The following is a 14,126-nucleotide window of genomic DNA, read 5'->3' on the forward strand; positions in this document are numbered from 1 at the left end:
GTGATTTACCAGACCGCCGAGGACGGGCTGGGCGATACCGTCAAGCCCCGCTTGATAGAAGCCGAAGCCGACCTTGACCGCGTGCTTGTGATTGATGAAGCCAAGCGGGAGCTTACCCTCTCCGACGAGCGCATAGAAAAGGCAATCACGCAGAACGAGGCGCGGTTGATTATCCTTGACCCCATACAGGCGTACATGGGCGAGAAAACCGACATGAACAGGGCAAACGAAGTGCGCCCCATGTTCCGCCGCCTTGCCGATGTTGCCGAGCGTACCGGGTGCGCCGTTATCCTTATCGGACACTTGAACAAAGCTGCCGGAGGGCAGAGCGCATACCGGGGCTTAGGTTCTATCGACTTCCGCGCCGCAGCAAGGAGCGTCCTGCTGATCGGGCGCGTGAAGCGGGAGCCGAATGTGCGTGTTATCGTCCATGACAAATCTTCCCTTGCGCCGGAGGGCAAGCCCGTTGCCTTTTGCCTTGACCCGGAAACAGGCTTTTCATGGATAGGCGAGTATGACATTACCGCCGACGAGCTGCTGTCCGGCGCGGGCGGGAACACCGCCACCAAGACCGAACAGGCGGAACGGCTGATACTTGATTTACTTGCAGACGGAAAAGAGCTTGCCAGCGAGGACATTGATAAGGCCGCAGCCGAAGCCGGGATTTCTGCCCGTACCGTCCGGGCGGCAAAGAAAAACCTTGACGGGCGCATTACCTCAAAGCGCATCGGCGCGGCATGGTATCACGCCCTCAAAAAATGAAGTGGCAAAATCCAAGTGGCAAAACCCAGATACCTTGCCACTTTGCCACTTCGCCACTTCAACCCTCAACCACCGCCCCATGTGCTGCCGCATGGGGCTTTTCTCATAGAAAGGAGCAGCCTATGAACAATGAAACCAGCAAGACCAGCGCCCCCGCAGCCGCTTCCCCTCTGACCGCCAAACCCGACCTTGTGAAGAACATCGGCGGCACGACCTTTGACATTCATATCCATTTCAGCGAAACCAGCCGGGAAACCTTTACGGACAAGGTTGTGCGCCTTATCAAGAACGACAGCGGCGATGAAACCGCTTAAAAGCAAGATACTTTTTTCTTGTTCCTTATTGACAAAACCCGAAAGGCACCATCCTGGTGGAGTGCGGCAAAATGCTTCAGCGCGGCACACCCAAGCTGGGCAAGGACGGCAAGCCCATGAAGGATAAGCACGGCAAGGACATCTATGAGCCTTATCGGATCAAAGTCCTCAATACCATCAACTTCAAGAAGTCCATGCACTATAATCCCTTTGCCTACATCCACTCCGAAAAGGACATCTTGAAACTGGTCACGACGCTGATCGCCAACACCAAGGGCGAGGGCAAGGCCGGGGACGATTTTTGGGTTAAGGCCGAGACGCTTTTGTACTGCGCCCTCATTGGGTATATCCACTACGAGGCCCCGGTGGAGGAACAGAATTTCTCCACCCTCATCGAGTTCATCAACGCGATGGAGGTCCGGGAGGATGACGAGGAGTTCAAGAACCCCGTGGACCTGATGTTTGACGCGCTGGAGGCAGAGAAGCCCAACCACTTCGCCGTCCGTCAGTACAAAAAGTACAAGCTGGCTGCGGGTGTTATAGAATGCAGACAGAATTTTAATATCGCTTGATTCAAACCGGTTTGGAAGATGTTAAAATTGACGATTAAACGATGAAAGGGGCGTGATCCTAGTGGCAAGGAAATCCGAACGCTATCCTGCGCTCTACGAACGCCTGAGCCACGACGATGAGCTGCAAGGCGAATCCAACTCGATCTCAAACCAGAAGCGCATCCTGGAGGATTATGCGGAACAGCAGGGTTTTTCCAACTGTGTTCACTTCACCGACGATGGCATCTCCGGTACCCGGTTTGACCGGCCCGGCTTTCAAAAAATGATTGACGAGGTCAAAGCCGACCGAATCTCGGCGGTCATTGTGAAAGACATGAGTCGTTTCGGTCGTGACTATCTGCAAGTTGGAACCTATATGGAGGTGCTGCGGAAACACGACACTCGGCTAATTGCCCTGAATGACAGTGTGGACACCCTCAAAGGCGATGATGAGTTTACTCCATTCAGAAATATTATGAACGAATGGTACGCTCGTGATACAAGCAAAAAAATTCGTTCTGCTTTTCAGGCGAAGAATCTTGCAGGAAAGCACACCAGCAGTTCCGTGCCCTATGGGTATCTGAAATCAGAACGGGATAAAAACCAATGGGTGATCGACCCGGTAGCGGCTCCGATTGTCCAGCGGATCTACCGTATGACCATGGAAGGCAAAGGTCCTTACCAGATCGCAGCCATTCTCTCAAACGAACACATTGAAATTCCGGCTTACTATCACCAGAAGCTGGGGATCGGCCTGTGGAAGACTCGAGAAATCAAGTCCCCCTACCGGTGGGGTAGTTCCACCATCGTCCACATCCTGACCAATCCCTCTTACCTGGGGCACACCTGCAATTTCAAAACACGAAAGCACTTCAAGGACAAGAAAAGCCACTATGTTGACCAGGACCAATGGACCATCATCAAGGACACCCATGAGCCAATCATCGACCAGGAAACCTACGATACGGTGCAGCGGATGCGTGTTAGCGTCCGGCGCTACCCGGACGGATGGGGAGAAGCTCATCCCCTGGCAGGTCTGCTATATTGTGCAGACTGTGGCAGTCCGATGTACATTCACCGTACCGGAAATGGCAACCGCACAGCAAACTTTTCCTGTTCTGGTTATGGCAAAATCCCCGTTGGCAGCAAATGCGCCAGCGGACACTGGGTCAATGCTGATTCGATAATGAAACTACTCCAGGAAACACTGCGGGAAATCGTTCGGTTCTCAAAAGAGGATGAAGAAGAATTTGCCTGTATCGTAAAGTCTGAGATCGAAAACCGGCAGTCCAGCGAAATGAAGGGTCAGAAGACTCGGCTCACTGCCTGCCAAAAGCGACTGGATGAGCTGGAAACCCTGCTCTGTAAAATCTATGAGGACAACACTCTGGGAAAGCTCACGGATAAGCGGTATCGGACTCTGGAGGCACAGTACACCAAAGAACAGGAAACCCTTGAAATAGAAGCCGCAGCTCTGCAAAAGAAAGTGGATGAATATGAACAGGAACAGAAGTCAGCGGACAAGTTTATTGCACTGGTGAAAAAGTACCAGAACTTTGAAGAACTGGATGCCGTCATGCTGAACCAGTTCATCTACAAAATCTTTGTGCATGAACGGGATTACAAGGGCGTGGCGAATTCCCCGCAGACCATTGAGATCTACTTTAATTTTGTTGGCAAGTTCGGGATGCAGGAGATCAATCCGCCATCCGAGGAAGAACGGGCCGCCCTGGAAGAAACGGAACGGCTGCGCCAGAAACGGCACGAAGCCTATCTCCGCCGGAAAGCGAACGGCTGGCAGGACGCCTACTACCAGAAAACCAAGGCAGCTAAGAAAGCCGCCATGGACGCCAAGAAAGAAGCAATCCGAGCCGAAGATCGAGCAAAGGGTGTGTATTATCTTCCCAATCAGAAATGCCTGGACACAGGGCCGAAAGGAGAATCTGCATGAACAAGCTGCAGCATCATATCCACGACAACAGGAACGGTCTGGATTATGTCCTGACGGACAATTATTATCTTCCGGCACTGAAACTGCCGGAAGATAACCGCCCCATCGGCCGCTGGGGCCGACTACATAAGGAATACCTGAAAACCTACCGTCCTCTCCTTTATCAATCACTGCTTCTATCCGGCAGGCTGCACACCATCTTGTCCGACCTGGATGAACAGGCTGCCGAACGGTGCCGTCTGATTGTCCAGCAGATGGTTCAGGCTGAAGGCATCACCGAGGAGATGAAAGCAACTGATCCGGTGCGATGGGTACAGGCCATGAACTCCATCCGTAGCCGGGCCGAGGAGATCATCCAGGCTGAGATGATTTATGTATGAGGAGGGCAGAACGATGATTCTGGAAGCAATCTATAGCGGCGACTTTTATCCCAGTGAAACGGTTGTACCGAAGTCTGAAAAATACCGGAACGCACTGAAAGCCTGAGAGAAGATTATGGATCGGCTGGCTGAAAAGCTGAGCAAGGACGATTACGACCTAGTGGAAGAACTCCAGGATCAGGCTTCCATCGCCCAGAGCGAGGAGAACGAGTGCCACTTCAAGGTTGGAGTTTCAGTAGGACTATTGGTCCAGCAGGAGGTAATGAAACAAGTTGAGTCCATGCTTTAATATTAAAAAGGTAAAAGAATTTTGAATAATATTTCTGTCGCCTTTAGTGTTTGGTCATTATGATGAGCTTGCGCGTTATGCCGCTGTATGGTTTTCATACAGCGGTTTGGGTTTGCTGATATTACATAATAAGGTTTGTAACGTGTATCAGGATACATTATAATAAGAAGCAAAGCAACATGAAGATAATGGCCAAAGACGTAATGTCTTGGTGATGATCATCAGGTGCTGCGGGATGAGATTGACAAGATTGTTAGGGAGATCGAGGGATGAGAGGCGAACAGGAAAGCCGCTGCCTTGACCGGGTAAGAGAGCATTTATATGGGGATAAAATCCGCTTTTTCTGCCGTGATTGGCGAATGGTTGCATCGATACTTGAGCGTGCAAAACCGAATTTAGAGGCGAGCAAATTTCCGGATTTTGTGTTTAGGGATGGTTTCATCGAACATTTTCAGATCACAGCATCGAAAGAGAATAAAAAGGGCTCCTGTCATAAACAAAAGCAAGCAGAGTTTCATCGGGAAATGGACGGTATCCAAGACAAATTGCGTCAGGAGCTGGAACAGATGCCGCTTCCAATGAAAAACACCATAAGTACTACATCATATGAAATGATCCCGCCAGAGTATAGCTATAAGATGTTCCAATCGTCTTTTCGTGAAAATTGGGGACATCATATCTGCTCGTTGAAAAAATATACAGGGGCGAAAAATATTGGTATTTTTTTGGTGGAATACGTTGGGCCGCTTTTCAAAACCATGCGTGAGGGAGAGTTTGTCCATTTCTACCAGCTACAGGAGGATGTAGCCATGCTGCATTTTCTGGATGCGTATAAAGCGTGGATATCCTATGTTGTTTTTACGGATGGACAATTCTGCGAAGTGATAGATCTACAGCAGATTCCATTGCTAATGGAACAAGCACCCAAAGATATTTCTTTTGAAGCAGGGCGATATAGAGAAAGCAACTTGATTACAGGGGTAGATATCGTTGACATGAACTAAAACAGGAGGAGCTATTCCAGACTGCAAAAAGTATTATCTGGAAGTGAAAAATAGATCGCTCAGAGACATTGGGAGTTGACCACTGCCACCATTTTTTCTATACGTCCAACGAAGAAGAGTTCGAGAATGATATAAGCCCCGGCTCGAACACGCTTGTGTTCAACCGGGGCTTTGTTCATATTCCATACGCTGCAGCGCAGAGCCTGTGATTTTGACCGCAGTTAGGGGCAATGTTATCGATGAAGTGAAAGTGGAAAAGGCTGTTCAATGGAATAGCTTACTGCAGTGAATCGGATGCGTCATAAAGCGCCTGAGCCATTTTGCCTGCTCCCTCTACAGACATCATACCTTGGAGGACATTTCGGATCGTGGTGCCGATGGCAAATTCATATTTTTGGATAGAGAAATTTTCATGAGATCCATCCTTTATGCCACGTTGACCTAATCCAAAACTTTTTTTGGAGGTATTCATCCAAGGGAAGATGCTATAGTTTTGGAAGTCTTCATAAGCGTCTATAATAGGAGAGGTGCCGCCTAGCCGAACTAAAAGGGATGCAATTTCGGTGGAATAATACCAATTGAAAAACTGTTTGCAGGCATCCACTTTTGTACTGTATCGGGAGATGCCGACCACACCGCCACCCAGCAGGGGTTTTCTACCGGGGATAACCGCGGCACCAACTTTGCCAACCACGGTTGAATTTTTGGAGTTGATCAAAGCGGCCGCATAGTTGGAGTAGACGATGGTCATGGCTGTTCTTCCTTCGGAAAACTGCCGGATGCTATCGCCCCACCAATTCTGTTTGCAGGCGAATTTCTCTAAAGTCTGGTATTGGCGGACGGCTTCTTCCATTGCTGGCGTATCGAGCCGAATTCGCCCATCGGCATCGCACAGACTGTCAGTTTTGGAAAGATAAAATGGGAGAAAATCGCTTGCTGCCACCGCGGCAGAACCACAGGTCAAAGTGGTTCCATATTCGGTGGGAGAGTCGGGATTATGTTCTTGGGAAAAGAATTCGGCAACATGGAGATACTGGTCATAAGTGGTGGGAACCGCCAGGTTCTCATGAAAGTGTTCATAGTAGGCCCTGCATAGCTTTGCATCATTAAATAGATCTGCCCGATATAAAAATATCTGTACGCTGGGGTCAAGCGGAAGGGCATAGATACGATTTTCCAAAAGCGAATAATTGTTGTAACCACTTTGGATTAGGCGAGGAGGAAGCTCGTCAGACGAAATGGGGATCTCGTCAAAGGGAAGATATATTTTCTTGCCTACATCGTCAAATTGTGCCACATCAATTCGGATCATATCGTAAGTGAATTGGGGACCAATCAGGTTGAGCTGGGCAAGCAAGTCATCGTAGGGAACACTGATCAGTCGGACTTTGATTCCGCTGTAATACTCAAATTCCGGGAGAAGATTCTTAAGAGCCTGGGTGGAAGGATTTTCCAGGGTGAGCATGGTTAATTCTCCGCCGGGCATCCGCTTGAGAGAAGACAGATGGTCGGCGAAGCCTTTGGGCCGGAAGAGTGCTTCTTGGGAGCTGTTTTCGCTGAGTTCTGAGAGCTTCGATAGCATTTTAACTGTCCGAATACCGAGAAACCCATAGTCCAGCTGATAAGATTTCCATTGTTCTCTTGCCGGTGCAGAATAGGCTCCAATGATCACTATAGCTGGAATTTTCTCGATGTGCAGGAGTTGAAACGCAGAGAACAACGCATCCATGCAAATAGAACTCTGTAGTAGGATCGCGTCATATTGTGCACAGATGTGGGCAAAATCAAATGCTTGATTTAGGGCTAGTTTGTAGTTGGCGGAAACGGGGTGGAGGGAAAGGTTATGAGAAGAAAAACTTGCCTTTAGGTTCTTCAGTAGGAGATCTTCTGATTCACCGTGCCGACTGGCACCGAAATAAGCCATGCGTTGCCATGCTTGACTGGAACAATAAACAGCAATGTCCTCGCCGATCTGGGACGTGTCAAATGCAATGAACCATTCGTTGGAGCGTAGATCACAGGGCTTGCGGTCAATATAGATCACAGGGCAGGGGAGACTCCGGTATTTTTCAAGACATTCTTTGCTTAGGCAGGAAACTGTAATGAGTGCAACCAGGCCCGAAACTCGCAAATTGTCTAAAATGGCCTCTTCTTCCGCTGGAATATCCTCTGTTTGGTATACTAACAAACTATTTTGGCTCTTCGGAAAATTCAGCTGGATCGCCGTGAAAAAATCAATATATTTCGTTTCTTTCAGGGACGGCAAGAGAACAGCAATCGTGCTTGGGGCTCCTTGCCGAAGCCGCTGGGCCTGAACATTGGGCACATATCCCAGCTTTTTGATAGCTTCCTCGACCAATCGAATTTTCTCGATGCTTACCTTTCCGGTTTTGTTGAGGACATTTGAAACTGTACCGTGCGAAACTCCCGCTTCTTTTGCGATATCGTTGATGGTGGGCACGAAAAGACCCTCCTTTGTCACTAGTTTCTATAATGATGATAACTTAATTTAGACAGAATTACAAGACAAAACTTTGAAGAAATGAACAAATATTGGAACGAGTCATTTTTTGACGCAAGAGAAAATGCGATATTGCGGAGAAAAAACGGCAAAAACAAGGTATATTGCACATAAAACGTTAACGATATTTGTTGATATAGGAGAAAACGGCGCTTTTTAACAAAAAATGTGTTGGGATTTATTGACTCGTTCCAATTTGCGTGCTATGATGATTACAACACAAGGCAAATGAATGGAACTTATCACACTGACGAAGAAAAAGACAACCTCAAGATTTATAAAAAGGAGTATTGCTATGAAAAAGATTTCTCGCCGTTGTTTCATCCAGGCTGCTGCTCTTGCGGCCGCAACTTCCGCGCTGACAGCCTGCGGCGCGTCCTCTTCCAGCGCGCAGGCTGCTGTTTCCAGCACAAGCGATATGCCCTCCAATAAAGGAACCGGTGTGACGCTGAATATCTATACCAATTCGGAGACGGATGGCCGAGACGCATGGCTGATTGAACGTGCGGCACAGGATGGCTTCAGCGTACAGGTTGTGGGCGCGGGTGCTGCTGACACGCAGAACCGTCTGCTGGCAGAAAAGAGCGCTCCGATTGCGGATGTTGTGTTCGGTCTTAATGCAATTATCTGGGAGTCACTGAAAGCGGAAGATATTCTTCTGCCCTACGTTCCGGAGTGGGCCGATGAAATTCCTGCGGGATTGAACGATCCTGATGGCTACTATCACGCAATTGTCAAACAGGCGATTCTGCTGGTGTACGATTTGAACCAGATGTCGCCTGAAGAAGCTCCGAAAGATTGGCCGGATCTGTGGACCAAGCCCGAATTCGACCAGAAGTACGAGTACCTGACCGGCCTAGGCGGCGGCACCGTGCGCAACGTGCTCGCAGGCATTCTGGTCCGCTACGCAGACCCCAATGGAGACCTGGGGATTTCTCAGGAGGGCTGGGATGCCATTGCAGAATACTACAAACATGGTGTTCCCAATGAGAGCGGCGTAGATCTGTATGGGCAGATCGTCAGCGACACCAGCACGGTAGTCTGCGGTCAGATGTGGTCTTCTGGTATTGAGACCCGCGACGAGCAGTACGGGACAAAGACTGGTTATGCGGTTCCGGATGTTGGTGTGCCTTATGCGGTTGAAGGCGTTGCAATCGTCAACGGTACCAAGAACGTAGACGAGGCGAAGCGTTTCGTCAACTGGTTTGGCAGCGCCCAGATCCAGGGCGAGTGGGCGAAGGCTTTTTCGACGTTACCCGCAAATACCAATGCGGTGAGCATGGCCAATGAGTTCAACCAGGAGATTTCCAAATTGCCTGCACAGCAGATTGACTGGGCACTGGTGGCTAAGAATATCGACGCATGGTGTGAGAAGATCATGCTGGAGTATATGCCGTAATTCTCCTGACAGAAAGTTCGCTTGTTCACACTGAATAAATTGGAAAGGCCGGTTTGCAAATATATTATCGCGAGCCGGCTTTTTTGTAACAGATCGGCTTTGAGGTGGAAGCATGATTAAGCTTGAGCATATCGAAGTGACTTTTGGCACTTTTAAGGCGTTGCAGGATATTAACATTGATATTCAGGAAGGCGAATTTTTTACCTTCCTGGGTCCCTCTGGTTGCGGCAAAACCACGACTCTGCGCACGATCACTGGATTTATTTCTCCCAGCAATGGTACAGTCAGCGTTCGCGGGAAAGATATTACCAACACTCCGATTGAAAAACGGAATATCGGGATGGTTTTCCAGAGCTATGCGCTGTTCCCGACCATGACGGTGTATGAAAATATCGCTTTTGGCCTCCAGGTCAAAAAGATGAATAAGGAAGAAATCCGCAAAAAGGTCATCGAGATGGGCAGAAAGGTCGATCTGAGCGAGGATCAGCTGAAAAAGAAAGTCTCGGAGCTGTCCGGCGGTCAGCAGCAGCGTGTGGCTATCGCCCGCGCACTGGCGACCAACCCAGAGATCATCTGCCTGGATGAGCCGCTGTCCAATCTGGATGCTAAGCTGCGGGTTCAGCTGCGCAACGAGCTGAAGGATTTGCAGAAACGTTTCGGCATTACCACAGTTTATGTTACCCACGACCAGGAAGAAGCGCTGACCCTTTCGGATCGGATTGCAGTTTTCAACAAAGGCGTCATCGAGCAGATTGGCCGCCCTGATGAGATTTACAGCCACTCGGCCACAGAGTTTGTCTGCAACTTCATCGGTGACATCAACCGGCTGGGCGAGGCGTTCCTGGTGGGGACCGGCGCAGATAAAGCTGGGGTTGATACCAGCAAACACTGCTATATCCGCTTGGAACGGATGCACGTCAATGAGCACATGGCGAATGATACGCTGAAGACAGAGGCCGTTGTTGAAGACTATGAGTTCTATGGCCTATACATCAAGTACACGGTCCGGGCACTGGGGCAGACTGTCAAAGTTGTCGAAAAGAACAGCGGCAAGCCCTTGTACCAGAAGGGAGACACGGTAACGCTGAGTTACAACCCTGCTGACATTATGCAGTATGAGGGGTGATTCCGATGAAAGAAAAGAAAATCTCTTTTACACCTGAAAAGCTTTGGAGCATTGCGGTCTTTGCCTTCTTTGCGTGGTTCATCTTTTCTTTTTTGCTGTTCCCGAATCTGAACACGATTGTGAGCGTGTTTTACCAGGACGGCCACTTTACCACAGAGGTATTTACTAAGCTGATCAACTCTGAAAAAGCCATGCGAAGCCTGCGCAACAGTCTAATTCTAGCGCCATCGCTGTCTTTAACCGTCGGCTTTGTGGGCATCAGCCTGGTGTTAATCACAGAGTATTTTGACATCAAAGGCGCAAATATCCTGCGGCTTGGCTACATGACGACTCTGATTTACGGCGGCATTATCCTGGTGTCCGGTTACAAGTTCATCTACGGAAAAACCGGCATCCTAACCTCGCTGTTTGTCAAGATCTTTCCGAATTTCCCGATCGATTGGTTCGAGGGCTACTGGGCCGTGCTGTTTGTTATGACCTTTGCCTGTACCTCCAACCATATGATCTTTCTGCGCAACGCCATGCGCTCAGTAGACTTTCAGACCGTCGAAGCGGCCCAGAATATGGGGGCATCTCAATTCCGTATTCTGACCCGAGTGGTATTTCCCGTGTTGACTCCCTCCCTGATGGCGGTGACCATCCTGACCTTTATTACAGGTCTGTCGGCGACTTCTGCACCTCTGCTGGTGGGCGGCCGGGATTTCCAAACCATTACACCGATGATCCTGACCTTTGCCAACAACATAAGTTCCCGTCCTCTGGCGGCGCTGCTGGCACTGTTTCTGGGGGTGGCGACCATTCTTCTGCTGACGATCATGATCCAGATCGAAAAGCGCGGCCACTATATGTCCATCTCGAAGGTTAAAACCACCATCGTCAAACAAAAAATCCGTAATCCGGTCCTGAATGTGTTGGCGCATGTCTATGCATATTTCCTCTTCTTAATCTATGTGGTTCCTGTCAGCCTGGTTGTCCTTTTCTCCTTTACAGATTCTGCAACCATCGCCAGCAAAAAGTTGACCCTTTCCAGCTTCACCCTTCAAAACTACATTGCCATTTTTCAGAAAGCCTCTTCCTATAAACCGTTTATGGTCAGTATTTGCTATTCGGCAATTGCCGCTTCGATTGCAGCCGTGATCGTTTTGGTTGCCTGCCGGATTCTCCAGAAGCGCAAGGACCGGCTGAGCGGAGCGATGGAATATGGCTTGCTGATTCCCTGGCTTTTGCCGACCACTCTGATGGCCCTTGGGTTGATTACCACTTACAATACGCCCCGGCCCTGGATGCTCAACAAGGTTCTTACCGGAACATCCATCATTATGCTGATCGGGTATGTAATTATTAAGATTCCCTTTACCCTGCGTATGACCAAAGCTGCGTTCTTCTCTCTGGATGATTCGCTGGAGGATGCAGCGCGCAATATGGGGGCAAAGCCGTTCTATACCTTTATGCGGGTTCAGTTGCCGATCATTTTGCCTACTGTCCTGGCGATTTTCGCCCTGAACTTCAACGGATTGCTGGGCGATTACGACATGTCGGTCTTTATGTACCATCCGCTGAACAAACCTCTGGGCGTTTATATTAAATCCTTAACAGACTCGGAAACAAATGCCGATAACGCAGCCCTGACCTTTGTGTATGCAGTTCTGATGATGATTATTTCGGCAATTGTGATGTACCTGGTCTATGGCCGCGGCAACAAGATCGATAAAAGTAAGGACTAAGCTTACGGGAAAATCAATTTAAATGAGGTTTTGATATGATTGGTAAAAAAGAATATGCCCAGACGAACGAACTTTTGAATGCACGTCTGGAAGAGAAGAAAGTTCTGATTGCAGTACATCGCGGGGCCTGGGGCGGGAATGTGATTGAAAACACCATTCCTTCTTTTGAACTGGCATTGGGGATGGGGGCAGATATGTTTGAATGCGATCTTTCCAAATCCGCAGATGGAGAATTGTTCTGTTTCCATGATGGGTACGAGCAACGTCTGCTGAACCAGAAAGAGAACATCAAGACAATGTCTTCGGAGCAGATCGACTCCCTGGTGTTCCAGAACAGCATCGGAGACGCAAGCGGCAAACATGTGGAACGGTTTGAAGAAGTCCTGGCCCATTTCACCCAGGGCGAACTGTTTAACGTGGACCGTGCGTGGCCTATTTTGGCGGAAACCGACGAAGCAATGCGAAAGTATCCCCATGTGCTCAAACAGGCAATCATTAAAACACCGGTCAAAGAGGAGTATCTCTCCTTTTTCCAGAACTGCCCGGTTAAGTACATGTATATGCCCATTGTTTACAATATGGATGAGTTGCGCAAGGTGCTGAGCTACGACCAGATCAACGTGGTTGGTGTAGAGGCAATTGCCGGCTCAGCTGATTCCGAAATGTTTGAAGAGGAAAATCTGAAGTGGATTCGGGAACAGGGGCTTTATGTCTGGGTTAACAGCATCACCCTGAGTGACCATCATGTCCTGAGCGGAACCTTTGACGATGACAAGGCTCTGCGGGAAGGCGGCGATGCCGCGTGGGGCGTGCTGATGGAGCGGGGATACAACGTGATCCAGACCGACTGGCCTTCGCAGCTTGCAAATTACCGGAATCGCAAACTGGGCGTGTAACCATAGACGGCAGAGACCGCGCTGGTCTCTGCTTTTTTCATAAAGGAACGAAACGATGAAATATAATATTTGCTTTAGGATTAGAGTTTTGAGCCTGGCGCTCTCAACTGCCATCTTGATGTCGGCATGTTCCGGATATTTTCCGGTAGATCCATCAAATGAGACGCTGACCGCATCCATTGCCTTAACAGAAGAACAACCGATGCCTATTCCCAAAGAGCAGGGAAGAGGAGAACCTATCGAGCAGCTTGTCCCGATGTATGCAGAGGAATATATGAGCGATACGCGGCTAAAAGATATGGTCGTTGCATTTCGCCGGTGGGAATGGAACAAGGTTTATTCGGGATTGGACCAAATCGTGGAGGAAGATCCAGATTATCTCGACGCTTACCGATTGCAGGCAGAAGTTTATCTTATTAACCAGGATTATCGCGCTGCTTTGTCACAGCTTGACCGTATTCTGGAAAGGGAGCCGATGGATGTTCATGCGCTGGGCGTGACAACCATTATCATGCATATTATGAACGACGAGCAGGGCGAAAGCGAACGCCTCAATGCTTTAAAACAAGTACAACCGGAGGCCGCAGCTGCCGTAAGCCAAATGCTCGCTCAGGCAGATCAACTTATCCATGCAGATTATAGCGGACAGTCCCAAACGGATGTGATTCCGGATGCCATTGCGATTTATGGTCAAACACCCAAAAGCAACGGAACCCCTTCTGCCGGTATGCTCAGCAGATTGGAGCGCGGTCTCGAGATGGCTAAAAAGTTCCCAGACGCCAAGATTATTTTAAGCGGTGGCGATGTTCGCACAGAATATACAGAAGCGTCCGTTATGAAACAGTGGCTTTTGGACCAAGGCGTTTCAGAAGATCGTCTGATCCTTGATGAAAAAGCGCGGGATACCTACGGGAATGCCATTGGAACACTGGGTATTCTTGAGGATATGGATGCTCACAGTGTCATAATCGTGGGGACTCTTTTGCATTTGCCTCGCGCAGTAACAACAACTGTAATTTATGCCCAGCATATTGGATATGACCTTGCCATTGATTCGGCAGGCGGCGGAGAAACCGCTGTTTTGGACGACGGCGAAGTTGCATATGCATACGTCAATGCTGCGCGGGCTGCGGGCCTGTTTACGAAAAGTGATTATTCTACGTTTGATCCTGCCTGAGAGAGGATAAACATTGTCAATAGTTCAAGGAA

At 49.1% G+C, this 14,126-nt stretch carries 12 protein-coding genes and 1 pseudogene; 12 read left to right on the forward strand and 1 reads right to left on the reverse strand.

The window, feature by feature from the left end; all coding sequences use genetic code 11:
* The 7 genes and pseudogenes from B5E67_RS12005 to B5E67_RS12035 all read left to right on the forward strand — a co-directional run.
* A partial coding sequence (locus tag B5E67_RS12005) for an AAA family ATPase (RefSeq protein ID WP_158098895.1) occupies positions 1–762 on the forward strand: 762 nt, incomplete at its 5' end.
* Positions 763–884: 122 nt separating this feature from the next.
* Entirely contained in the window at positions 885–1,076 is a 192-nt protein-coding gene (locus B5E67_RS12010; RefSeq protein ID WP_087385489.1) for a transposon-encoded TnpW family protein, read from the forward strand.
* A gap of 35 nt (positions 1,077–1,111) precedes the next feature.
* Positions 1,112–1,612: pseudogene (locus B5E67_RS16100) on the forward strand (type IV secretory system conjugative DNA transfer family protein); the annotation flags it as partial.
* A gap of 97 nt (positions 1,613–1,709) precedes the next feature.
* A complete protein-coding gene (locus tag B5E67_RS12020) occupies positions 1,710–3,578 on the forward strand; it encodes a recombinase family protein (protein WP_087385515.1) in 1,869 nt (622 codons plus the stop codon).
* Positions 3,575–3,958 carry a TnpV protein gene (locus B5E67_RS12025; RefSeq protein WP_087385491.1) on the forward strand — a complete coding sequence of 128 codons (384 nt, stop codon included), beginning with the start codon at positions 3,575–3,577 and terminating at the stop codon, positions 3,956–3,958. Before B5E67_RS12020 ends, B5E67_RS12025 begins: the two co-directional genes overlap by 4 nt.
* A gap of 115 nt (positions 3,959–4,073) precedes the next feature.
* Positions 4,074–4,247, forward strand: coding sequence for a hypothetical protein (locus B5E67_RS16105; RefSeq protein ID WP_343286525.1), 174 nt, complete (start codon positions 4,074–4,076; stop codon positions 4,245–4,247).
* Positions 4,248–4,516: 269 nt separating this feature from the next.
* Positions 4,517–5,251 carry a hypothetical protein gene (locus tag B5E67_RS12035; RefSeq protein WP_087385492.1) on the forward strand — a complete coding sequence of 245 codons (735 nt, stop codon included), beginning with the start codon at positions 4,517–4,519 and terminating at the stop codon, positions 5,249–5,251.
* Between the two features lie 277 nt (positions 5,252–5,528).
* Here the strand turns inward: B5E67_RS12035 and B5E67_RS12040 are convergent, their stop codons facing one another.
* Complete coding sequence (locus B5E67_RS12040; RefSeq protein WP_158098896.1) at positions 5,529–7,712, reverse strand: extracellular solute-binding protein; 2,184 nt, start codon at positions 7,710–7,712, stop codon at positions 5,529–5,531.
* 355 nt (positions 7,713–8,067) lie between these two features.
* Here B5E67_RS12040 and B5E67_RS12045 point away from each other — a divergent pair, with 355 nt between their 5' ends.
* The 5 genes from B5E67_RS12045 (at position 8,068) to B5E67_RS12065 (ending at position 14,094) form a co-directional block, all read left to right on the forward strand.
* Positions 8,068–9,171, forward strand: a complete 1,104-nt coding sequence (locus B5E67_RS12045; RefSeq protein WP_158098897.1) for an extracellular solute-binding protein — start codon at positions 8,068–8,070, stop codon at positions 9,169–9,171.
* A 112-nt stretch (positions 9,172–9,283) separates the two neighbouring features.
* Positions 9,284–10,297: an ABC transporter ATP-binding protein gene (locus B5E67_RS12050; RefSeq protein WP_087385495.1), complete on the forward strand. Its 1,014-nt coding sequence runs from the start codon at positions 9,284–9,286 to the stop codon at positions 10,295–10,297.
* Positions 10,298–10,302: 5 nt separating this feature from the next.
* The gene (locus B5E67_RS12055) at positions 10,303–12,021 is read left to right on the forward strand and encodes an iron ABC transporter permease (RefSeq protein ID WP_087385496.1); all 1,719 of its coding nucleotides are present in this window, start codon (positions 10,303–10,305) and stop codon (positions 12,019–12,021) included.
* Between the two features lie 35 nt (positions 12,022–12,056).
* Positions 12,057–12,917, forward strand: coding sequence for a glycerophosphodiester phosphodiesterase family protein (locus tag B5E67_RS12060; protein WP_087385497.1), 861 nt, complete (start codon positions 12,057–12,059; stop codon positions 12,915–12,917).
* Between the two features lie 55 nt (positions 12,918–12,972).
* A complete protein-coding gene (locus tag B5E67_RS12065; RefSeq protein WP_087385498.1) occupies positions 12,973–14,094 on the forward strand; it encodes a YdcF family protein in 1,122 nt (373 codons plus the stop codon).
* Positions 14,095–14,126 lie beyond the last annotated feature (32 nt).

The organism is Faecalibacterium sp. An122, from assembly GCF_002160895.1.
GTDB lineage: Bacteria > Bacillota > Clostridia > Oscillospirales > Ruminococcaceae > Faecalibacterium.

Coding starts and splice junctions, on each gene's coding strand:
- B5E67_RS12010 (WP_087385489.1), top strand. CDS start 885: ATGAACAATGAAACCAGCAAGACCAGCGCCCCCGCAGCCGCTTCCCCT.
- B5E67_RS12055 (WP_087385496.1), top strand. CDS start 10,303: ATGAAAGAAAAGAAAATCTCTTTTACACCTGAAAAGCTTTGGAGCATT.
- B5E67_RS16105 (WP_343286525.1), top strand. CDS start 4,074: ATGGATCGGCTGGCTGAAAAGCTGAGCAAGGACGATTACGACCTAGTG.
- B5E67_RS12050 (WP_087385495.1), top strand. CDS start 9,284: ATGATTAAGCTTGAGCATATCGAAGTGACTTTTGGCACTTTTAAGGCG.
- B5E67_RS12025 (WP_087385491.1), top strand. CDS start 3,575: ATGAACAAGCTGCAGCATCATATCCACGACAACAGGAACGGTCTGGAT.
- B5E67_RS12045 (WP_158098897.1), top strand. CDS start 8,068: ATGAAAAAGATTTCTCGCCGTTGTTTCATCCAGGCTGCTGCTCTTGCG.
- B5E67_RS12035 (WP_087385492.1), top strand. CDS start 4,517: ATGAGAGGCGAACAGGAAAGCCGCTGCCTTGACCGGGTAAGAGAGCAT.
- B5E67_RS12060 (WP_087385497.1), top strand. CDS start 12,057: ATGATTGGTAAAAAAGAATATGCCCAGACGAACGAACTTTTGAATGCA.
- B5E67_RS12065 (WP_087385498.1), top strand. CDS start 12,973: ATGAAATATAATATTTGCTTTAGGATTAGAGTTTTGAGCCTGGCGCTC.